Origin of the sequence: Nonomuraea sp. NPDC049646 (assembly GCF_044465525.1) — a bacterium.
Classification (GTDB): Bacteria; Actinomycetota; Actinomycetes; order Streptosporangiales; family Streptosporangiaceae; genus Nonomuraea.
Genome location: NZ_JBITLU010000002.1, coordinates 106,654 through 127,292, shown reverse-complemented (window position 1 = coordinate 127,292; position 20,639 = coordinate 106,654). Strand labels below are relative to the sequence as shown.

Annotated in this window: 23 protein-coding genes; 8 read left to right on the top strand and 15 right to left on the bottom strand. The window is 73.1% G+C overall.

Translation table 11 applies throughout. The annotated features are described in order from the left end of the window. Window positions 1-640: 640 nt before the first annotated feature. Window positions 641-1,972, top strand: a complete 1,332-nt coding sequence (locus ACIBQ8_RS05380) for a tetratricopeptide repeat protein (protein WP_397191209.1) — start codon at window positions 641-643, stop codon at window positions 1,970-1,972. Here the strand turns inward: ACIBQ8_RS05380 and ACIBQ8_RS05375 are convergent, their stop codons facing one another. From ACIBQ8_RS05375 to ACIBQ8_RS05365, 3 genes are read right to left on the bottom strand one after another with little or no spacing between them, the layout of a single operon-like run. Further along, window positions 1,973-3,211 (bottom strand): RNA polymerase sigma factor, encoded by a 1,239-nt coding sequence (locus ACIBQ8_RS05375; RefSeq protein WP_397191208.1) that lies wholly within the window; start codon window positions 3,209-3,211, stop codon window positions 1,973-1,975. Then, window positions 3,208-3,531 (bottom strand): YciI family protein, encoded by a 324-nt coding sequence (locus ACIBQ8_RS05370; RefSeq protein WP_397177623.1) that lies wholly within the window; start codon window positions 3,529-3,531, stop codon window positions 3,208-3,210. The genes ACIBQ8_RS05375 and ACIBQ8_RS05370 overlap by 4 nt, the downstream gene beginning before the upstream one ends. A gap of 41 nt (window positions 3,532-3,572) precedes the next feature. Further along, complete coding sequence (locus ACIBQ8_RS05365) at window positions 3,573-3,761, bottom strand: hypothetical protein (protein WP_397191207.1); 189 nt, start codon at window positions 3,759-3,761, stop codon at window positions 3,573-3,575. Between the two features lie 148 nt (window positions 3,762-3,909). On the opposite strand from ACIBQ8_RS05365, the gene ACIBQ8_RS05360 reads away from it, so the two are divergent. From ACIBQ8_RS05360 to ACIBQ8_RS05350, 3 genes are all read left to right on the top strand, one after another. Continuing rightward, on the top strand, window positions 3,910-4,893 hold the full coding sequence (locus ACIBQ8_RS05360) for an AraC family transcriptional regulator (protein WP_397177622.1): 984 nt from the start codon (window positions 3,910-3,912) through the stop codon (window positions 4,891-4,893). A gap of 98 nt (window positions 4,894-4,991) precedes the next feature. Beyond that, window positions 4,992-6,215, top strand: coding sequence for a styrene monooxygenase/indole monooxygenase family protein (locus ACIBQ8_RS05355; RefSeq protein ID WP_397191206.1), 1,224 nt, complete (start codon window positions 4,992-4,994; stop codon window positions 6,213-6,215). After that, complete coding sequence (locus ACIBQ8_RS05350) at window positions 6,212-6,709, top strand: flavin reductase family protein (protein WP_397191205.1); 498 nt, start codon at window positions 6,212-6,214, stop codon at window positions 6,707-6,709. The genes ACIBQ8_RS05355 and ACIBQ8_RS05350 overlap by 4 nt, the downstream gene beginning before the upstream one ends. Window positions 6,710-6,724: 15 nt before the next feature. Here the strand turns inward: ACIBQ8_RS05350 and ACIBQ8_RS05345 are convergent, their stop codons facing one another. The 7 genes from ACIBQ8_RS05345 to ACIBQ8_RS05315 form a co-directional block, all read right to left on the bottom strand. Next, entirely contained in the window at window positions 6,725-7,096 is a 372-nt protein-coding gene (locus ACIBQ8_RS05345; RefSeq protein ID WP_397177617.1) for a class I SAM-dependent methyltransferase, read from the bottom strand. 61 nt (window positions 7,097-7,157) lie between these two features. Continuing rightward, the gene (locus ACIBQ8_RS05340; RefSeq protein WP_397191204.1) at window positions 7,158-8,885 is read right to left on the bottom strand and encodes an ABC transporter ATP-binding protein; all 1,728 of its coding nucleotides are present in this window, start codon (window positions 8,883-8,885) and stop codon (window positions 7,158-7,160) included. Next, on the bottom strand, window positions 8,882-10,405 hold the full coding sequence (locus ACIBQ8_RS05335; protein WP_397177613.1) for an ABC transporter transmembrane domain-containing protein: 1,524 nt from the start codon (window positions 10,403-10,405) through the stop codon (window positions 8,882-8,884). Before ACIBQ8_RS05335 ends, ACIBQ8_RS05340 begins: the two co-directional genes overlap by 4 nt. An 87-nt stretch (window positions 10,406-10,492) precedes the next feature. Then, window positions 10,493-11,005, bottom strand: coding sequence for a DUF402 domain-containing protein (locus ACIBQ8_RS05330; protein WP_397177611.1), 513 nt, complete (start codon window positions 11,003-11,005; stop codon window positions 10,493-10,495). After that, window positions 11,002-11,331 (bottom strand): hypothetical protein, encoded by a 330-nt coding sequence (locus ACIBQ8_RS05325; RefSeq protein WP_397191203.1) that lies wholly within the window; start codon window positions 11,329-11,331, stop codon window positions 11,002-11,004. Before ACIBQ8_RS05325 ends, ACIBQ8_RS05330 begins: the two co-directional genes overlap by 4 nt. Window positions 11,332-11,496: 165 nt before the next feature. Continuing rightward, the gene (locus ACIBQ8_RS05320; protein WP_397177608.1) at window positions 11,497-11,853 is read right to left on the bottom strand and encodes a hypothetical protein; all 357 of its coding nucleotides are present in this window, start codon (window positions 11,851-11,853) and stop codon (window positions 11,497-11,499) included. Between the two features lie 111 nt (window positions 11,854-11,964). Further along, window positions 11,965-12,447 (bottom strand): winged helix-turn-helix transcriptional regulator, encoded by a 483-nt coding sequence (locus ACIBQ8_RS05315; RefSeq protein WP_397177606.1) that lies wholly within the window; start codon window positions 12,445-12,447, stop codon window positions 11,965-11,967. Between the two features lie 81 nt (window positions 12,448-12,528). Between ACIBQ8_RS05315 and ACIBQ8_RS05310 the strand changes: the two genes are divergently transcribed. Next, entirely contained in the window at window positions 12,529-13,125 is a 597-nt protein-coding gene (locus tag ACIBQ8_RS05310; protein WP_397191202.1) for a dihydrofolate reductase family protein, read from the top strand. Beyond that, window positions 13,119-13,952: an MBL fold metallo-hydrolase gene (locus tag ACIBQ8_RS05305; RefSeq protein WP_397177602.1), complete on the top strand. Its 834-nt coding sequence runs from the start codon at window positions 13,119-13,121 to the stop codon at window positions 13,950-13,952. Before ACIBQ8_RS05310 ends, ACIBQ8_RS05305 begins: the two co-directional genes overlap by 7 nt. Before the next feature lie 49 nt (window positions 13,953-14,001). Here the strand turns inward: ACIBQ8_RS05305 and ACIBQ8_RS05300 are convergent, their stop codons facing one another. Beyond that, window positions 14,002-14,988, bottom strand: a complete 987-nt coding sequence (locus tag ACIBQ8_RS05300) for an MBL fold metallo-hydrolase (protein WP_397191201.1) — start codon at window positions 14,986-14,988, stop codon at window positions 14,002-14,004. 171 nt (window positions 14,989-15,159) lie between these two features. Then, the gene (locus tag ACIBQ8_RS05295; RefSeq protein WP_397191200.1) at window positions 15,160-15,624 is read right to left on the bottom strand and encodes a MarR family winged helix-turn-helix transcriptional regulator; all 465 of its coding nucleotides are present in this window, start codon (window positions 15,622-15,624) and stop codon (window positions 15,160-15,162) included. 130 nt (window positions 15,625-15,754) lie between these two features. Between ACIBQ8_RS05295 and ACIBQ8_RS05290 the strand changes: the two genes are divergently transcribed. Both ACIBQ8_RS05290 and ACIBQ8_RS05285 read left to right on the top strand, forming a co-directional pair. Next, window positions 15,755-16,579 (top strand): NAD(P)H-binding protein, encoded by an 825-nt coding sequence (locus ACIBQ8_RS05290; RefSeq protein WP_397191199.1) that lies wholly within the window; start codon window positions 15,755-15,757, stop codon window positions 16,577-16,579. Between the two features lie 149 nt (window positions 16,580-16,728). Then, on the top strand, window positions 16,729-18,150 hold the full coding sequence (locus tag ACIBQ8_RS05285; RefSeq protein WP_397191198.1) for an alpha/beta hydrolase family protein: 1,422 nt from the start codon (window positions 16,729-16,731) through the stop codon (window positions 18,148-18,150). A gap of 12 nt (window positions 18,151-18,162) precedes the next feature. On the opposite strand, the gene ACIBQ8_RS05280 is transcribed toward ACIBQ8_RS05285, so the two are convergent. The 3 genes from ACIBQ8_RS05280 to ACIBQ8_RS05270 all read right to left on the bottom strand — a co-directional run bounded on the left by ACIBQ8_RS05280 (window position 18,163) and on the right by ACIBQ8_RS05270 (window position 20,583). Next, on the bottom strand, window positions 18,163-18,432 hold the full coding sequence (locus ACIBQ8_RS05280; RefSeq protein ID WP_397191197.1) for a hypothetical protein: 270 nt from the start codon (window positions 18,430-18,432) through the stop codon (window positions 18,163-18,165). Window positions 18,433-18,547: 115 nt separating this feature from the next. After that, window positions 18,548-19,600 carry a winged helix DNA-binding domain-containing protein gene (locus ACIBQ8_RS05275; RefSeq protein ID WP_397191196.1) on the bottom strand — a complete coding sequence of 351 codons (1,053 nt, stop codon included), beginning with the start codon at window positions 19,598-19,600 and terminating at the stop codon, window positions 18,548-18,550. Further along, entirely contained in the window at window positions 19,597-20,583 is a 987-nt protein-coding gene (locus ACIBQ8_RS05270) for a zinc-binding dehydrogenase (RefSeq protein ID WP_397191195.1), read from the bottom strand. Before ACIBQ8_RS05270 ends, ACIBQ8_RS05275 begins: the two co-directional genes overlap by 4 nt. Between the last annotated feature and the right edge of the window lie 56 nt (window positions 20,584-20,639).

Genomic DNA, 20,639 nt, shown 5'->3' with positions numbered 1-20,639 from the left:
GTCCACCTGCTCCACGGTCACACCGCTCAGCTCCAGGTGGCGGATCAGGCCCTGCTCCCGGGGCCGGACCAGCGCGGCCGCGCCGGTGTCGATGTGGTCGACGCCCAGCTCGACCGCCCGGCGCAGCACGGCGAGCGCGGCGTCCTCGTCCGCGGGCGGGCCCCAGATCGCCGGGGCGGGGAGCTGCATGGCGCCGTAGCCGATCCTGCTGACGCTCAGGTCCGGGACCGGCCGCAGCCTCCCGGCGGCAGCGGCGGCGGGCTCATGTTCCTGTCTCACCTGTGACCTCTTCTCGTGGGACGGGCGGGCGGCTCTCCCCGCGCGGACGACGAAGTGATGCGTCGCTGCACCGAGGCGGTCGTCACGCCGCCGCGCCCGCCCGCTCGACCACCCTGCCGCGCACCCGCGACAGGTCCGAGCGCGACTCCAGCAGGATCTCCAGCGGATCGAGCAGGCGGGCCTCCACCAGGCCGATCAGCTGGGACGCCAGTCCCCCCAGGACGGGAGCTCCTCGCTCATGCCCACCTCCGAAGTACTGGACGCCAAGCGTCAAGGAGTGGGCCGCCGGGATCTCGGTTATCGCGGGCGTATCGAAAAACGCATACCTCGCGGCAACGGCCGTCCCCCTTCACTGGGAGGCATGGAAACGGAGAAGGCTTCGGCCGATGACGGGAGATGGGACCGGCGTTCGCTGCTCCGGGGGGCCGCCGTGCTGGCCGGCGCCGCCGCGGCGGCGCCGCTGCTGGACGGGGCCGCCACGGCGCTGGCCGATGGCGGCGACGCCGACGCGCTGTTCAGGGCCGGGAAGTTCGAGCAGGCCGGCCGCGCGTACGAGGAGATCCTGAAGAAGGACCCCGGCAACCTGCACGCCGCCCGCCGGCGCGGTCATGTCGGGCTGCTGTCCAACCGCTTCCCCGAGGCCGAGAAATACCTGAAGGCGGCCGTCCGCCTGGCGCCCGGCGACAAGGAGGCCAACGAGCTCCTGGGCGACTGCTACATCCGGCAGGACAAGTTCGCCCTCTCCGTGCCGTGCTGGAAGGCGGCCGGCGCGGAGGACTACGCCCAGTGGTTCGCGGCGATCAGCGGGGACGCCTACCAGATCAAGGGTGACGTCGGCCGGGTGCGGTTCCTGCAGATGGACCCGCGGCCGCTGGTGGAGGCCTCGGTCAACGGCGGACCGGCCAAGCGCTTCACGTTCTACACCGGCGCCCCGAACCTGAGCCTGACCGCGTCGGCGGCCAAGGAGGCCGGGCTGAAGGCCGTCGTCAGCCAGAGGACCGACTTCGAGGGCACGCCCATCTGGGTGCACTACGGGGTGCTGGACTCCTTCAGGCTGGACGGCATCGAGCTGCGCAACGTCCCCGTCGGCTGGTCGTCGACGGAGTCGGGCGCGGACGTCGGCGCCGACAGCGACGGCCTGATCGGCACGTGGGTCTTCTACCACCTGCTGACGACGTTCGACTACGCGGGCCGGCACCTCGTCCTGCGCCGCCGCACCCCCGAGACGGCCAGGAAGGCGCGCGCCGCCGCCGCGCGGGCGGGCGCCGAGCCGCTGCCGATGTGGCTGGCCCGCGACCACGACGTGCACAGCGTGGGCAGCGTCGCGGGGTCCGGCCCGCGGGTGGTGGGCGTGAACCTCGGCGGGGTCGGCGAGATCGCCGCGGGCATGCCGGGAGAGGTGGCCAGGCGCCTGGGGGTCCGGATCGACCTCGACCGCCCGATCGAGACGTTCGCCCACAGCCACCCGACCGTCACCCACCCCTGCTATCCGGAGGAGATCCGCCTCGGCGACGCCGTCGCGCAGCGGGTCTACTGCGAGGCGGACCCGAACATGCCGGTCAACGTGCCCTGGCCCTACGGGACGGGCATCGACGGGATCGCCCATTTCGCCCACTGCTTCTTCAAGCCCTACAACGTCACGCTCGACTTCACCGACATGAAGCTCTACATCGCCCGCGGCAAGGCGGCCTGATCACTCCGGCCGCAGCCGGTCGCGGCGGCGGGCCAGCGAGGCGGTCTCGGCGGTGTTGCCGGCCAGCTCGATGGCCCTGTCGTAGGCGGCGCGCGCCTCCTGACCGCGGTCAAGGCGGCGCAGCAGGTCGGCGCGGGTGGCGTGGTAGGCGTGGTATCCGGCCAGCCGGTCGCCGAGCCGGTCGACGGCCGCCAGCGCCACCGCGGGCCCGTCGAGCTCGGCGAGCGCGACGGCCCGGTTGAGCGCGACGATCGGCGAGGGGTCCAGGCGCACGAGCTGGTCGTACAGGGCGAGCACCTGCGACCAGTCGGTGTCGCGCATGTCGCGGGCGGAGGTGTGCACGGCGTTGATCGCCGCGAGGATCTGGTAGCGGCCCGGCGCCACCCCGGCGGCGGCCGCGGCCAGGCGCTCGCGCACCAGCCGGTGCCCCTCGGCGATCATTGCCGCGTCCCAGGCGCCGCGGTCCTGCTCGTCGAGCGCGACCAGCTCGCCGCCGGCCGACACCCGGGCGGGGCGGCGGGCCTCGGTGAGCAGCATCAGCGCCAGCAGCCCGGTCACCTCGCCGTCGTCCGGCAGCAGGGCCCGGATCAGGCGGGTGAGCCGGATCGCCTCGGCGGTCAGCTCGTGCCGTACGGGGTCGGTGCCGGGGCCGGTGGCCAGGTAGCCCTCGTTGAAGACCAGGAACAGCACGGCGAGCACGCCGGAGACGCGCGCCGGGAGATCTTCGGCGGACGGCACCCGATAGGGGATGCGCGCCGCCTTGATCTTGGCCTTCGCGCGGGTGATCCGCTGCCCCACGGCGCTCTCCTGGGCCAGGAAGGCGCGGGCGATCTCGGGCATGGTCAGGCCGGCGACCAGGCGCAGGGTCAGCGCCACGCGGGCCTCCATCGCCAGCGCCGGATGGCAGCAGGTGAAGATCAGCCGGAGCCGGTCGTCGTCGATGGCGCCGGCAGGCTCGGGCGGGTCGTCGCAGGACATCTGAGCCTTCCTGTGCTTGTCGTCGCGCTTGCTCTCGCGCCGGATCCGGTCGATGGCCTTGCGGTTGGCGGTGGTGGTCAGCCAGGCGCCCGGGTTGGGCGGCACGCCGTCGGCCGGCCATCGCTCGACGGCGGTCGCGAACGCCTCGGCGGCCGCCTCCTCGGCGAGGTCGAGGTCACCGAAGCGCCTGGTCAGGGCGGCGACCACCCGGGCCCACTCCTCGCGGTGGGCCCGGGCGACCGCCTGGCGGGCGTCGGTCACAGGAACGGTCGCACCTCGACCCTGCGGTTGCAGTGCCTCGACCCGTCGGCGGCGAGCCGGAGCGCCACGTCGAGGTCGGGGGCCTCGATGATCCAGAACCCGGCGAGGTACTCCTTGGACTCCAGAAAGGGCCCGTCGGTGACCATCGCCTCCGCGCCACGGTTGTCGATGACGGTGGCCGTGGCGGGCGCGGCCAGGCCGCCGGCGAAGACCCAGTGGCCCTGGGTCTGCAGGCGCTCGTTGAACACGTCGATCGCCGCGTGCTCCTCCTGGGTGGCCGAGTTGGTCCTGTCGTCGATCACTGAGATCAGGTATCGCATGTGAAGATCATCTCCTGTGAGGTCGAGGCGGCGGGCAGCGGTCAGGCCGTGGCGTACTGCGGGCGCCCGGCCGGCCGGTAGACCTGGATCGTCACGCCCCTGCCCCGGGCCCATCCGCCGCGCTCGAACCCGTTCGCGCGGTCCTCCTGCGACGCGCCGCCGTCGCCCTGCATCACTCCGTCGAGGGTCACCTGGGTCATGGTCGTCAGCTTCATGGTCGTCAGCTTCATGGTCGCGCTTCCTCCGCCTGTGGCGCCGCCCCCTGCGGGCGGCCTCACCTCTGCTACGAACGCCACCGCCGCGATCCGACACCGCCCACCGCATTGTTGTACGTACTTTTACCTGGAACGCCGACCGCGGGCCGCCCGATCATCTGGTGTGCTCCTCAGCAACCGTGCCGTCTTCGCCAGCTCCGACCTCGACGAGGTCCGCGGCGAGGTCGCCAAGGTGTTCTGCCCGCACCGGCTGGACCTGGCCGGGGACGCGGACCTGCTGTCGGCCCGGTTCAACTCCGTGCAGCTCGGCTCGGTCCGCGTGAGCTATCTCGACTACGGCGCCGACGTGCACATCGAGCCGGGCGACCTCGACACGTTCTTCCTGGTCATGATCCCGCTCGCCGGGCGCAGCCTGATCCGTGCCGGGGACGAGGAGATCGTCACCTCCCCGTCCCTGGCCTCGCTGCCCTCGCCGACCCGCCACCTCGACATGCGCTGGGCCGCCGGCTGCCCGCAGTTGCTGGTCAAGTTCGAGCGCACGACGATCGAACGCGCGCTGGAGCAGATGCTCGGCGAGCCGCTCGACGGCCCGGTCGTCTTCGACCTCGGCATGGACCTGACGACGGGCTGGACCCGCTCCTGGCGCGACATGGCCGACCTGCTGGTCAGGGAGGCCGAGCGGGACGACGGGCTGGCCGGCCACCCGCTGGCCGTCGCCCACCTGGAGAACGCCCTGATCACCCTGCTGCTGACCATGCAGCCCTCCAACTACCTGGACCGGCTGACCGCCCCCAGGCCGCCCGCGCTGCCGAAGGTGGTGCGCCGGGCGATGGAGTTCATCGAAGGCCACGCCCACCTGCCCCTGAGCACCACGGACATCGCGGGCGCCGTCGCGGTCAGCAGCCGCTCCCTCCAGGAGGGGTTCCGCGCGCATCTCGGGCTGTCCCCGATGGCCCACCTCAGGCAGGTACGGCTGACGCGCGTGCACGACGAGCTCAGGACGGCCGACCCCGCCAGGGCCACGGTGACCACGGTGGCCGCCCGCTGGGGATTCCTGCACCAGGGACGATTCGCCGCCCAGTACCGCGAGAGGTACGGGCAGCCGCCGTCGGAGACGTTGCGCAGAGGTCCCGCGTCAGGCGGATGAGATCCGCGCTCAGCGGATGGCACGGGCGTCCGCGCCGCCCGTACCGTTCTTGTCAGGCGCCGATCAGATCCTCCACACCACACCAGAAGGACACCACCATGCGCGACATCCTCATCGTCGGCGCCGGCCAGGCCGGTCTCCACCTGGCCATCGGCCTGCTCCAGCACAGCTACGACGTGACCGTGGTCTCCAACCGCACCCCCGAGTCCATCCGCGACGGCCGGGTGATGTCCGGCCAGGCCATGTTCGGCACCGCGCAGGCCCACGAGCGCGAGCTCGGCCTCGACTGGTGGGCCGACGTCTGCCCGCCCATCGAGGGCATCGCGCTCACGGTCCCGGGCCCGGAGGGCGGCAAGGCCCTCGACTGGGCGGCGCGGCTGGACGTCCCCGCCCGCTCGGTCGACCAGCGGCTGAAGATGCCGGCCTGGCTGGGCGAGTTCGAGCGGCTCGGCGGCAAGCTCGTCCTGCACGACGCCACCCCCGACGACCTGGAGAGCTACGCGGCCCGGTACGACCTGGTCCTGGTGGCCGCGGGCAAGGGCCAGATCGCCTCGCTCTTCGAACGGGATCCCGCCCGCTCCCCCTACGCCACCCCGCAGCGCGCGCTGGCCGTCACCTACGTCAACGGCCTCGCCCCCCGTCCCGGTCACTCGGCGGTCTGCTTCAACCTGCTGCCCGGCGTGGGCGAGTACTTCGTCTTCCCCGCGCTCACGCACACCGGCCCCTGCGAGATCATGGTGTTCGAGGGCGTGCCGGGCGGCCCCATGGACTGCTGGGGCGACGTCCGCGGGCCCGCCGAGCACCTGGCCCGCAGCCGCCGGATCCTGGAGACGTTCTTCCCGTGGGAGGCCGAGCGCTGCGCCGGGATCGAGCTCACCGACGCCAACGCGGTGCTGACCGGCCGCTTCGCCCCCACCGTCCGGCGTCCGGTGGCGGTGCTGCCCTCCGGCGCGCCGGTGCTCGGCGTCGCCGACGTCGTGGTGCTCAACGACCCGATCACCGGGCAGGGCAGCAACAACGCCGCCAAGTGCGCCGCCACCTACCTGCGGGCCATCGTGGAACGCGGCGACCGGCCGTTCGACGCCGGCTGGATGCGGCAGACCTTCGACCTGTTCTGGACGCAGGCCCAGCACGTCACGAACTGGACCAACGCCCTGCTCGCGCCGGCCGAGCCCCACCACCTGGCGCTGCTGGGCGCCGCCGGTCAGCGCCCGGAGATCGCCTCCCGGTTCGTCAACGGCTTCGACGACCCGGCCGACTACGCCGAGTGGTTCATGGACGCGGGCCGCGCCGAGACCTATCTCGGCAGGGTGACGGCATGAGATCGCTCCGGGACGCCTTCGGGCAGTTCGCGACCGGGGTGGCGGTGATCACGACGGTGACCGCCGACGGGGAGCGAGCCGGCGTGACCGTCAACTCCCTCACCTCGGTCTCGCTCGATCCGGCGCTGCTGCTGTGGTGCCTGTCGGACCGGGCGCCCAGCGCGCCGCTCTTCCTGCGGGCCGGGCGGTTCGCCGTCAACGTCCTGGCCGCCGACCAGGGCCACCTGTCCAGGCGCTTCGCCACGCCCGCGGCCGACAAGTTCGCCGGGGTGGAGCTGCTCGGCACGCCGCTGCCGATACTCGCCGGGACGCTGGCCAGCTTCGTCTGCCGCACCGAGCGCGTCCACGACGGCGGCGACCACCACATCCTCGTCGGGGCGGTGGAGCGTCACCAGTGGGCCGCGGGCGAGCCGCTGGTCTTCCACTCCGGCCGGTACCGGGAGTTCTGGCCCGAGCTGAGCGCCGGCGAGGGCCGCGTGGCCAGCCACGCGTGACGGCCGCCCGGGGTGTCACTCCTGCCCGGCCGCCGCGGCCACGGTCGGGCGCCGGCAGACGTACGTGCACGCGGGCGGCAGGTTGCGCCAGACGGTTCTGGTGGTCAGCACCTCGTCGAAGGCGGCCTCCAGCCGTCCGCGGAACCGCCTGCGCGCACCGGACCGCGTGCCGGTCAGGTAGGCGATCGTGGTGAAGCTGCCGCCGGGCGCCAGGACGCGGGAGACGGCGTCGAGGATGCGCTCCTGGGCCCGTTCCGGGATGAGCGTCCACGGCAGCGCGCTCACCACGGCGTCCACCTCGCCCGCGCCGATGCGTGACCCCAGGTCGGCGGCGTCCATGTGCAGCACCTCCAGCCACGGACGGGTCTGCGCCAGATGGTCGACCATCGCGCGACCAGCCGGACCGGTCCTCCACCCGGAGGACCCGGCACGTCCGGCCGGCCACCCGCTAGGAGCGCGAGCCGTGCCAGGAGTTCCACAACGCCCGGTAGACCCCGCCGGCCGCGACCAGCTCGTCATGCGCGCCGACCTCCACGACGCGGCCGCCCTCCATCACCACCACCCGATCGGCGTCCCGTGCCGTGTGCAGCCGGTGCGCGATCGCGATCACCGTGCGGCCGTCCAGCACCGCCGCCAGCGACCGTTCGGCGCGCCGGGCCGTACGCGGGTCGAGCATGGCGGTGGCCTCGTCGAGGATGACGGTGTGCGGGTCGGCCAGGACGACCCGGGCCAGGGCGAGCTGCTGCACCCGGTCGGGCCCGAGCTCGGCGCCGGCCGAATGCGGGCCGAGCTCGTCGTCCAGCGAGGCCACCCAGTCGGCGCCGACCGCCGCGAGGGCCTTCTCCATCCGGTTGTCGTCGGCCGCGGGGTCGGCCAGGCGGAGGTTGTCGCGGACGGTGCCCAGGAACAGGTGCTGCTCCTGGGTGACCAGCACGACGTGCTTGCGGAGCTGGGCGGGAGACAGGTCGGCGACCGGGACCGAGCCGACGGTGACCGTGCCGAGCCGGGGCCGGTCGATGCCGGCCAGCAACTTGCCGAGCGTGGACTTGCCGGCTCCCGAAGGGCCGACGACGGCCAGGCGCTCGCCGGGCCGCACCGCCAGGTCCACGCCGGTGACGACGTCGCCGGTGGACTCGTAGGCGAAGTGCACGCCGGCCGCCACGATGTGGTCGTCCCGGGGTTCGGGGGCCGCGGCGTCGGCCCGCGCCGCCGGGAGCCGGAGACCTTCGATCCGGGCGAAGGCGGCGCCGCTGCTCTGCAGCTGTTCCATCCACATGAGGACGGTCTCGACGGGCTGCTGGAGCTGGCGCAGGTAGAGCACGCACGAGACGACGGCGCCGAGGGTGACCTGGCCGCCGTCCAGCAGAATGCCGCCGAGCAGCAGGACCAGCACCGGCGGGAGGAGGGCGGAGACCTCCACCGACGGCCACAGGACACCGCGCAGGAACAGGGTTCGCAGCTGGGCCGCCCGGCTGCGCTCGATCACCCGCTCGGCGGCGCGGGTGCGCCGGTCCTGCAGGCCGAGGGCTTCGATCGTACGGGCGCCGGAGGAGTTGGCGGCCAGGTGTTCGGCCAGTTCCGAGCGGGCGGCCCCCTCCTCCAGGTAGGCGTCGCGGGCGCGGCGCAGGTACCACCGGGAGGCGGCCGCGACGCCGGCGAGCGCGACGAGTCCGCAGGCTCCCAGCAGCGGGTCGACCAGGAAGACGGCCGCGACGAGGAAGATCGCCTGCAGGGTGGAGATCAGCACGGCCGGGGCGGCGTCGCGCAGCGTGCGCCCGACCACGCCGACGTCCGTGGTGCCGCGGGCGGTCAGGTCTCCGGTGCGGATGTGCTCGACGGTGGCGGCGGGCAGGGCGAGCACCCGGTCGAGGAACTCCTTGCGGATGTGCTCCTGGACGCGCTCGCTGAAGCGGGTGCCGGTCCGCTCGGCGTATCGGGACAGGACGAGCTGGAGCAGCGCCCCGCCCACGGCGGCCGCGGCGAGGAGGTCGATCGTCCCGCCGGTGGAGATGGTGTCGATGATGCGGCCCAGCAGCCACGGGCTGACCAGGGCCGCGGCCGCCGCCAGGCCGTTGAGGACCAGGGTGGCGGTGAACCCGGGCAGGTCGCGGCGGATCAGGCGCAGGGCCGCCTGCCGTACGCGCCTGCGGTCGGCGACGGGAAGGTCGCGGGTCACGACACCACCGTCCGGTACTCGTCGCTGGATTCCAGCAGGTCGCGGTGGGTGCCGGTCGCGGTCACCCGGCCGTCCTCGATCAGCAGGACTTCGTCGGCCTGGGCGAGCAGCAGCGGCGAGGTGGTGGCGACGACCGTCGTGCGGCCGGCGCGCGCCGTGCGAAGGCGCTGGGCGAGCAGCGATTCGGTGTGCGCGTCCAGCGCGGAGGTGGGGTCCGCCGCGAGCAGCACCTCGGGATCGGCCACCAGCGCCCTGGCCAGGCGCACCCGCTGACGCTGGCCGCCCGACAGGTTGCGGCCGCCCGGCTCGATCACGGAGTCCAGGCCGTGGCGCAGCCCGGCGACCACGTCCTGGGCGGCGGCGACGGCGACCGCGCGGCGGATGGTCTCGTCGTCCGCCTCGCCCCGGCCCTGCAGGACCTCGCGCAGCGTGCCGGTGAACAGCGCGGCGTCGTGGTCGGCGATCAACGACGTGCCGTCGAACCCGCCGAGGCTCTCCAGCAGCGCCGTGCTCTCCTCGGGACGGGCGCTGACCAGCGCCACGAAGCTGCCCGGGGTGATCTCCGGTTCGGTGGAGCGGGGCCGGTCGCCGGGCCGCAGCGCGAGGAAGCGGGTGACCTGGCGGGCGGAGACCAGGCCGTGGCTGATCTGGAAGCTGCCCTCGATGAAGAAGGACACCGGGACCACCAGCATGGCGATGTACCCGTACACGCCGACCAGCTCGCCCACCGTGATCGTGCCCTCCGCGGCCAGCCTGGCGCCCAGCCAGGTCACCGCGGCCAGGAACAGCGCCGGCAGCCCGACGCCCAGCGCGCCGATCCAGCTCGTCAACGACGCCACGCGGTATCCCTGCTCGCGCAGGCGCGCCGAGTCGGCGAGGTGCCGCTCGGCGTAGGCGTCCTTGCCGCCGAACGCGTTGAGCACCCGCAGCCCCTCGATCAGGTCCACCAGCCGGGCGGTCAGCCGGCCCTGGCTCTCGCGGTAGCCGTTCTGCACCTTCATCAACCGCCCGAGCAGCGGCCCGAGCACGACCCCCAGCACCGGCACGCCGAGCAGCACCACCACGGCCAGCACGACCGAGACCTGGAGCAGCAGCGCCGCCACCACCCCGTAGCTGATCACCGCGCCCACCCCGGGGCCGGTCACCGTCAGCGCGGCGGCGATCGTGATGACGTCGCCGATGCCGATCGTCACGACCTCGCCTGCCGAGGTGCGCCGGTTCAGGTCCGCGCCGAGCGTGTTGATCTGCTGCACCAGGGCGCGCACCGTGCGGAAGTTGGCGTCCATCCGGATCTTGGTCATCGTACGGTGCCGCATCATCGCCAGCCAGGCGTTGACGAGGCCGGCGCCGAGCAGCGCCAGCACCCAGCCGGGCGCCAGGTCGTCGTCGATCGCCCTGGACAGCAGGTACGGCGGCAGCGTCAGGCCCACCGTCCACAGGGTGCCCAGCGTCGCGCCCAAGGCGACCCGGCCCTTCTGCGCCCACGCCAACCAGCACAAATACCGAGCAGCCGCCTTCATGACGATCACGCTAGACCATGGCTGCACCGCCCTCCCGGCGGGGGCTTTGTCCGCGTTCAGCACGATCTTTCCGAGGGCGGCGTCGGGTCAGCCCTGCCCGGCGTCGAAGGGCGGCAGGCCGGCCAGGTCGAGCACGGCCGCGGGCGGGAACGTCGGCGGATCCTGGTCCAGGTCGCGCAGGTGCCTGTCGATGAAGCGCTGGGTGTCGCGCAGCACCCTGACCGCGGTGGCGGCGTCGATCACGCCGTCCTGCAGCGCGTCGGCGAGCTCGTCGAGGTCCAGGACGTCGTAGCGCCGGGCGGCCGGAGGGACCAGGATGTCCACGTAGAGGTCGCGGACCGTCAGCCGCTTCGGGCTCGCCTCCTCCACCTCGACCAGGTCGATGTACCAGCCGCCTTCGAGCGCGCCCACGAAGGTGACCGGCCTGCGGATCTGCACCCCTTCGTCGGCGATCACGAAGCAGCGATCGGTCGTGGGACGGCCGGGAACCCGCCACGGGGGCAGGATCTCGACGTCGTAGGCCACGATGTTGTCGCCGGTTCGGACGCCGGAGCACCACTGCCCGGTGCGGTGGTGGACGCGTACCTCTTCGAGAGTCACGAATCGCAGTATGACCGCACCGGGACGCGGCCCTGCCCGCAGAACAGGACCCCGGGGTAGCGCTTGGAGGGCTTGTCCAGCAGGGGTTGCGGGCGGCCGCGCAGGTGCAGGTCGAGGAAGGCGGCGACGTACCCGCGGGTGAGGTCCACCGAGCGGGTTCCCTTCAGGCCGCTGCCGAGGTCGACGCCGAGTTGCTGGAGCGGCATGTCGTAGTCGGTGAACGACGGGTGCAGTGCCCCCTTCACCACCAGCCAGCGTTTCCGCCCGGTCAGGCGTGCCCGGTCGCGTTTCCAGGTGCCGTCGCGCGAGGGGGCGCCCATCAGCATGAACGGCCATGCCGGCCACCACGTACCCCCTGCTCGCCAGGTCCTCGGCCAGACCCGTGAGGGAACTGCGCGGCCAGGTGAAGCCGGGCGACAGCACCACGAGCGGCAGGCCGCGCCGCCGTCCTGCGGGCTCGGCGTCTTGGAGGGCGTTCGTACGGGTGCGGCTCAGCCCGTCCGGCGGGAAGTTCTCCAGTTCCTTGATCCCTTGAGCAGCAGCTCCGACTCCTTGGGGGTGACGTACGGTGCCCGCCGTCCGGCCTGCGCCGCCGTCGGGTACCACAGGGAGACCATGAGCTCCCTCGTCCTGGCCGCGGGGACCCACGGATCGGGACGGGAGGCGTCGGCCAGGTGCAGGGACGTCGTGCCGACCCCGTGCGGGCCGGTCGGCTCCGGGAGAGACGGCGTACCGGGCGCGGCGGCGGCGGGCGTCCCGGCGAGGGAGGCCGTGAGGGCGAGCAGCCCCGCCACGGCGGCCACGAGGACGGGCCTTCTCCGCGGCGGGCGGGGGATGGCGGGTGCCATGGGGCTGATCCTGCGGTTCCGGCACGGTGCCGGCATCGGCCACGGGTCCCCAACCTCTCGACCGAACGGCTGATCTTGTCCTCCGCCGGAGAACGTGGCTGCCGGGGGCCGTCACAGGTGATCTTGCGGGGTGGCGGCGGCGAGGCGTTCGAAGGGGCCTGGGCCGTCGTGCGGTTTCGGCGGGGCGCCGAGGTGGCGGACGCGCAGCTCGTCCATGAGCTCCTCGATGAACGCCGGGCCCTCGTCACGCATGGCCTGCTGCCGGCTCCGGAGCTCGTCGCTGCCCGGACGCCAGTCGAGACCCCAGTTGCCGAGGGCGTAGATGACCGGAAGGGTCCGGATGCCGGCTTCGGTGAGGCTGTAGCGGGCGCGCTGCCCCCGCGCGGCGGTGCCGCGGGTGAGGATCCCCGCCTCGACGAGCCGCACGAGGCGGTCGGCGAGGATGTTCGAGGCGATGCCCTCGATCGACCCGGTGAGCAGCGCCCGGAAATGGCGGCGGTCGCCGAAGATGACGTCGCGCAGCACGATCAGCGTCCAGCGATCTCCGAGCACCTCGACGGCGGCGTTGATCGGGCATCCGGACCGTGGTTCCACGATTCCTCTCCTCCTTGACGGGGTTCTCGCTCCCCCTATAGTAGTTGCAAATTGCAAGCACTTTTTCACGAGGAGAAGCCGATGGGTCGCTTCGTCTACTCGATGCAGGTGTCCCTCGACCTGCGGATCGAACAGGTTCCGGGGGACGCCGGCGCCGGCGAATGGCTGCGTGTCGACGAGGAACTGCACCGCGAGGCCAACGCGCAGATGCGGGCGCTCGCGCTCATGGTCCACGGCCGGGTCCACTACGAGGTCATGGAGGAGTACTGGCCACGGGCGGGCGAGGACGCGTCGCTGCCGGACTACATGCGTGAGTACGGCGAGATGTGGACCGCCAAGCCCAAGGTGCTCGTCTCCCGCACCCGCCGCAGCGCCGCGCACAACACCCGGATCATCGGCGGCGACGACGCGATCGAGCAGCTCGCCGCCCTGCGCGCCGCGACCGGCGGCAGCATCGGCGTGGGCGGCGCGACGCTCGCGACGCAGCTGCTCCGGGCAGGGCTGCTGGACGAGTTGCTGCTCTTCACCCACCCCGCGATCCTCGGCTTCGGCAGGCCGCTGTTCGACGACTACGACCTGCCGATCGATCTCGACCTGCTGGAGCAGCGGACGTTCCAACAGGGCGTCACGATGCATCGCTACGCCGTCCGGGACGTGAAGGAGGCGGGCTCGTGCTGAGGCAGGTCGCGGAGGGCGTGTGGGTCCACGAGAGCGGGTTCGTGCAGAGCAACGCCGTTGCGGTGCGGGGACGGGCCGGTGTGCTGCTCATCGACCCCGGGGTGACCGGCGCCGAGATCGGCTGCCTCGCGCACGACCTCGGCGAGTCAAATCAGCCCGTGGTGGCGGGATTTTCCACCCATCCGGACTGGGATCACCTGCTCTGGCACGCCGACCTCGGCGAGGCGCCCCGTTACGGCACGGCGCGCTGCGCGGCCACCGTCCGCGAGCAACTGCCGGACGAGGACGCGAAGGCCCGCGTCGCCGACCACCTGCTGGAGACGGAGATCGCCGGCCAGGTGCCGCTGGACCTGCTCGGCCTCATCACCGGCCTGCCCGACGGGACCACGCGGATCCCCTGGGACGGCCCCGAGATCCGGATCATCGAGCACCGGGCACATGCCCCGGGCCACGCGGCGTTGCTGATCGAGGAACGCGGGGTGCTCGTCGCCGGCGACATGCTGTCCGACGTCCTGGTCCCGATGCTCGACCTGGACGCCGCCGACCCGATCGAGGACTACCTCACCGCCCTGCGGCTGCTGGAGGAGGTGGCGGACGGCGTGGACGTCGTCGTCCCCGGTCACGGTTCCGTCGGCGGGCCGGGCCAGGTGAAGGCGCGGATCGAGCAGGACCGGGCGTACGTGCTCGGGTTGCGCAGCGGCCACGTCTCCGCCGATCCGCGGATCGGCCCGTCGGCCCAGCCGGGCTGGGAGTGGGTGAGCAGCGTGCACGAAGGGCAGCTGGAAAGCCTCGCCCGCAGGAGCGGACGCGACGGGACGTCCCGCTAGCGAGATGCCCGCGAGCCGCCGGCCCGGGATCCGTGCGGGCGGGCGCCGGTCAGCAGCAGGCGGGTGCCGGTCGGGCGCGGGCGGCGGACGTCTCCTCGTCCTGGGCGATGCGGCCGCGCATCATGACCTCCATGACCTTCATGAAGCGCTGCGTCCTGGCCCGGCCGATGACGAACGGGTTGGCCGCGCCCGTCGTTCCGGCACGCAGCCGCTCGATGCGGGTCAGGCCGTCGTCGACGCCGCCGTGGTTGGTCAGCTCGACCTCCACCCCCGCGCGCCGCATCGTGGCGGCGAAGGCGAGCACCGAGGCCAGGGTGGTGCGCTTGTCGGCGGTCGCGACGGGCGGGTTGGTGCCGCCCCAGAACATCGCGGTGTGCCGCCGTCCCTTCCAGTGGACGGGGAAGATCGACGATACGGTGCCGGGCGTGTGCCCCGGCGTGTGGTGGAAGGCGATGGTGGTGCCGCCGACGGTGAGCTTCCGGCCGTCGGCGATCTCCAGGTCACGTTCGGGCGCGTTCGCCGGACGTTCGGCGGCGATGAGGTCCCAGTCCTTCCGGCTCATCATGACGCGGGCGCCGTAGCGGTCGGCGAGGAACCGGGCGCCGCCGAAGTGATCGGCGTGGCCGTGGGCGACCACCACGTACTTGATCTGTGCGGGGTCCGCGCCCACGGCGCGCAGCCCCGGGACGATGATCTTCTCGGCGTCGTCCGGGGATCCCATCGCGTCGAGGAGGACGATGCCGCCGGACGTGAACAGCGCTGTGGCCTGCACGAAGGTGGTGCCCAGCACCGCCACGTCGTCGAAGACGCGCAACGGCCCGAGCGGCTTCGGCTCCGGCATCGTGAGGCCGGGCGCGAGCGCCTTGACCAGGGCCCGCAGCACCGGATCGTCGCCCGCCAGCGCGGCGGCGCGGTCGTAGTAGCGCCGAGCACGACTGGGGGCGGTGACGGCCGAGGCCGGGCGGCCGGCCAGCGGCAGGAGAGCCGCGGCGGCCAGCAGCGCACGGCGGGACGGTACGGACTGCCCGAGGGACATGGTCGGCCACCTGCTCTTTCCCGGGCACGGATCCTGATCCGAGCGGCCCGGCGGGACGTCGATGCCGGTCCAGCAGATCAGAACAGATCTTGTGGCGTCCAATACCGGTATGGCAGGCCGGGCGATGGCGATGTGGATATCGCCGCTGGTCCGGCGGGCTCAACGCACGCTCTAGGCGGACGTCGTGAGGCGCTGCGCCTGTGCGCGGCCGACCGAGGCGGCCCGCTCCAGATAGTCGGCGATCAGGGCGAGCGCGTCGTCGTCGTAGTGGTCGAGCATCTCGACGAACGCCTTGCCTGGAACGTCCCAAGCCGCGCCGATCCGGGCGCGGGCCTCCGGGGTCAGGGCGACCAGGGCGCGCCTGCGGTCGGCCGGATCGGCATGCCGGACGACCAGACCGGCCTTGTCCAGGCGGTCGACCAGCCGGGTGGCCGATCCCGGGGTGAGCCCGGCCAGGCGGGCGATCTCGCCGGTGCTGATCGGCCCCTGCTCCAGATCGAGCAGGGCCACGCACTGCAGGTCGGTGGGGTGGAGGCCGAGCCGGTCGGCCATGGCCTGGTTGAACAGAGTGTAGGCCGCGTAGTGGCGCTGACTCTCGTCGCTGATGCGCTTGAGCATCTCGGCTCGATTTGACACGTGCGGCTCCGTACTCCTCATAATGTCGTCACGCAATATTTGCGTGGCGCAACTTCTGTGTCGCGCTTTCATTCTATCGACAGGCGTCGCGCTCACGTCGCGAAGAGCCTGCGAAGGGATCTGCACCGACATGACCACTCTTGTCACGGGCGCTCGCGGCGCCGTCGCGACCGCCCTCATCGGCCTCCTGCGCGAGCGGGGCCTGCCCGTACAGCCGGCCTCCAAGGCCCCCGCCGACCCGTCCGTCGTCAGGTGCGACCTGGGCGACCCGTCCACCTTCGGCCCTGCGCTCGAAGGCGTGACCTCGGTGTTCCTGTACGCCGACCCGTCGCACGCGCAGGAGTTCGCCGCGGCGGCCGAGGCGGCCGGGGTCGAGCAGGTCGTGCTGCTGTCCTCGGCCGCCGTGCTCATGCCCGATCCGGACAGCAGCCCTCTGGCCGCCGCGCATCTCGCACCGGAACGCGCCCTGGCCGCCTCGTCCGTGCCGAGCACCGTGCTGCGGCCCGGCACCTTCTGCGGCAACGCGATGGCGTGGTCATGGGCGATCAAGTCGGGGACGCCGATCAGCCTGCCCTACCCGCACGCGCACGTGGACGCCATCCACGAAGCGGACATCGCGGCGGTGGCGGCCGCCGTGCTGGCCGACCCCGCCCTCGGCGGCAGAGCGTACACACTGACCGGGCCGCAGTCGCTCACCTTCTCCGAGCAGGTCGAGATCCTCTCCCGCGTCACCGGGCGGGACATCGCGATCACGCCCGTCACCAGGCAGGAGTGGACGGCCGAAATGGCGCAGTACATGGACGCGGCCCTCGCCGAGGCCCTGCTGGACTACTGGCAGAGCTGCGACGGCCGCCCGATCGAGCTCACGTCCGTCGTGGAGGAGCTGACCGGCACGCCCGCGCGGACGTTCGCCTCCTGGGCCGAGGAGAACCGGGCGGCGTTCCTCGGCCAGTGAACCGGTCGGTGAGCCGGTTCGAGACGCGGTCGGCGGCGGCACCTTGCGACTCCGGTCGCAGGCAGGTCGCGGAGGTCATACCGGGGTCGCAGGCAGCTCTCGGCCTCGGGCCCGATGTCCGGCCGAGGTCGGTGCGCCACCGTGATCACATGACTGTGACCGTGTTCGGCCTGTCCCTCGTGGAGCTCCCGGCCCTGGCATCCGCCGTCGTGCTGGTGCTGGCCCGCTGGCTGCCGCCCGGAGCGCGCCGGCCGTCGACTCTGGCCGGCGCGGCGGGCCTCGTGGTGTCCGCGATCGTGGCGGCCGTGCTCGGGATCCGCTGGCCACTCCTCCCCGTCCTCGCAGGCGGGGGCATCGCGCTGGCGTTCGCCGCGCCCTCCCTGCTGGGGTGGCGGGCCGGACGGCGGGCTCGATGGTGGGTGGCGCTGCCGGGGTCGGCGGCCTGCCTGGCCCTGATCGTCGCGGGCGCGGCGGCGGCGTGGGCGCTGCCCCTGCCCGTGTTCCCCGAGCCGTCGGGCGCCCACGCCGTCGGCACCACCGTCGTCCAGTGGACCGACCCCGATCGCGCGGAGGCCGCCACGTCCCGGGCCGATGACCGGCGGACGGTCGTCGTCCAGCTCTGGTATCCCGCGCGGGACGTCCCCCCGGCCGCCCAGCGGGCGCGGTACCTCGGCCGCACGGCACGCGAAGCGCAGGTCGTCGCCCGTGGCGAGGCCGGCTACCTGGGCCTGCCCGCCTTCGTCCTGGACGAGCCGGCACGCGCCCGCACGCGTTCGGCGCCCGACGCGCCGGTGGCCGGCGGCGGCGACCGGTTCCCCGTGGTGCTGTTCTCACCCGGGCTCGGCGGCGTGCGCACCCAGAACACCGCCTGGGCCGAGGAACTGGCCAGCCGCGGGTACGTCGTGGCGGCCCTCGACCACCCGTACGACTCGGCCGTCGTCACCCTCGCCGACGGCCGGACGGTCCGCACCCGGGTCGCGGCCACCGGCGACCAGGCGGAGGACAACAGACGGGCGGCCGGATGGACGGCGGTCAGGGCCGCCGACCTCAGCTTCGTCCTCACCCAGCTCGGCCGCCTGGACCGCGGCGAGATCCCGGGCCTGCTGAGCGGACGGCTCGACGTCCGCCGGGCCGCGGCGACCGGTCACTCCCTCGGCGGCGCCGCCGCCCTGCAGGCCGCCCGCCAGGACCCCCGCTTCGCGGCAGTCATCGACCTGGACGGCTTCCCCCGCGACCCCGCCGCGCGCCCCTTCCATCAGCCGGTGCTCGCGCTCACCCACGACGTCGAACCGGGCGAGGAGCCGGACTACCTCCCGCGCCTCACGCGGGTGCTCCAGCTCAGCACGGCGACCGGCTACCGCCTCACCGTCCCCGGCACGGCGCACCTCACCTTCACCGACGCCCCGCTCTTCATGCCGCCCCTGCCCGCGCTCACCGGCTCGCTCGGCCGGACGGACGGGCCGCGCATCACCGCGGCGGCCACCCTCGCCTTCCTGGACGCCACACTCCGCGGCGGATCCGGCGACCTGGCCGCGACCCTGTCCAGGTACGGCCGCCTGACCGTCCTGTGACGGCCCACCGCGCTACATGCAGATCGGGTGGCAGACCCACTTGCCCTGCCAGAAGGTGCACCGCTCGCACTCGCTCCGTTCGACCAGCTTGTCCACGATCGAGACCCCTTCGAACCCCAAAGGCGTCAGCAGGCCGGAGAGCTCCCGCTCGTCGCCCGCCTCGACGGCGGCGCTGAACCTGCTCTCGAACTCCTTGTCGTACTTCAGCAGGACGGCCAGCTCGTGCAGCTTTCTGGCGTAACTCAGCAGGTCGTCGGCCGTGGGCCGGGCATCCGTCGTCATGCCGCGACTCTCCCCTGGAGGAAGCACCCGAAAGCCTGCCCTCGCCGACAATTGACCCGAGATCAACGAATGCATGAAGGATGCCGCCTTCTCCCGGACGCACTGGTCGTCGTGTTCAGCGGCGTGTCAGGAACGGCAGCAGCCGGCTGACCTCGTCGTCGACCGCCTGCTGTTCGTTCCGGGAGAGGCTTCCGAACGGCGCCAGTCGTACTTCGCCGGCGGTGAAGGACCAGGTGCCGCGGACGTGACCGTCGACGAGCACGGTGGGCAGGACCCTGGCCTGTCCGGGGGCGACGTGCCTGCGGTCGGCGTCGGCGATGATGCGGCTGCGGTCGGCGTGGCCCAGGAGGGCGTTGTCGTAGGCGGGCAGCAGCCGCACCGGCGCGGGGGTGTCGGGGTCGGGCAGCGGGACGTCGGGCAGGTCCACCAGGCGCCGGCCGTCCGGGCCGGTGTAGTGCCGCAGGTCCGGGCCCATGCCCGAGACGATCTCGTCCAGCCGGGTCAGCCCGCACCACGCCTGGACGTCCGCCACGGTGGCGGGCCCGAAGGCGGCCAGGTAGCGGCGGACCAGGTCGCGGAGCGCGGCGGGCCGCGGGGCCTCGACCGTGGCGGCGCTGACGGTGATCGACGAGCGGGTCCCCCACCCGCCCCAGGACGCGGTGGCCGGGTCGTGGACGAGCGGGGTGCGCAGCTCGATCTCCCCTGCCAGGACGCGGCTGTCGCGGCCCGGGTGGCGGGTCGCGAGGCGCCTGGCGAGCTCCTTCCTGGGCAGCGGCCCGGTCCGCAGCAGGGCGCGTCCCTCGGCCACCAGCGTTTCGGGGTCGAGTCCGGCGTTGTTGCGCCGGAAGTGCGCCGAGTCGGCGGTGCGGTTCAGTACGGGCTGCAGCACCGGCCGCAGCCGGCGGAAGTCGTCGGCCGCGGCGAGGTGCATCGTGCTGCGCAGGAGCCCGGACCGCACGACCCGTCCCTGGGCGAGCAGGGCGGTGAGGTCGGCGTGGGTGAAGTCGCGGATGCGGGCCCACAGGCCGACGTAGGGCCAGTTCGGCTCCTGCGCCTGCATGGCGACCAGGCGGCCGATCACCTCCAGGGCCGTCAGGTCGGTCCGCTCCAGCAGGAACTGCCGCTGGAGCAGGGCCCGGTTGAGCGCCCGGCGGCACAGGACGGTCATACCAGCCGCACCGAGACGTTGCCGCGGTGCTCGCCGCGCAGCAGGCCCAGGAACGCGCCGGGCACGCCGTCGATGCCGGTCTCGACGACGGTCCGCGGGTGGACGAAGCGGCCCTGGCCGAGCGCCGTGCGGAAGTGGCGGTGCCAGGCGGCGAGCTGGTCCGGGGTGTGATGGCAGGAGAACGGCAGCAGCTCGACGCCCCTGGCCAGGGCGGCGTCGCGGTCGGGCTCGGGGAAGCGGTCGGAGGCGGCGCCGAGCTGGGTGGACAACGAGCCGCACAGGGCGAACCTGGCACCGGGCACGGCGACTTCGAGCGCGGCGTCGTACAGCGCGCCGCCGACGGTGTCGAAGAAGACGGTGATGCCCTCCGGGGCCAGCTCTTTGAGCGCGGCGACCGGGTCGCGGTGGTAGTCGAAGGCGGCGTCGAAGCCGAGTTCGTCCACGAGGTAGTCGGCCTTGGCCTGGCTGCCCGCGCTGCCGATCACCTTCCTGGCGCCCAGGTTGCGGGCGATCTGCCCGGCCAGCGAGCCGACACCGCCGGCCGCGCCGGAGACGAAGACGACGTCGCCCTCACCGACCTTGGCCACGTCCGCGACGCCGTGGTAGGCGGTCGGGCCCTGGGCCAGGTGGTAGGTCGGGTCGGGATAGGCGTCCGGGTCGAGCTTGACGTAGGAGGCCGCCGGTCCCGCCGAGTGCGTGCTCCAGCCGCTCATCGACTGGACCAGGTCGCCCTCCCGCAGGTCGGGGCTCGCCGAGCTGAGCACGGTGCCGATCGCCATGACGCCCACCCGCCGGCCGGGCTGCCAGGCCGGGATCGGCAGGTGGCAGTCGGCGCGCATGAGTTCGAGATAGGTGGCGGCCAGCCCCACATAGTCCGTACGGACCACGACCTCCCCCTCGATCTCGGCCGGCGCGACGGTGAAGTGCTCGGGTCCGGGGACGGCGGCGATCTGGGCGGTCAACTGAACCTCGTGAGTGATCATGGTGACCACTCTAGGGAGGCTTCCGGCCACTTTCTGACCGGAAGTGCGCGGATAAT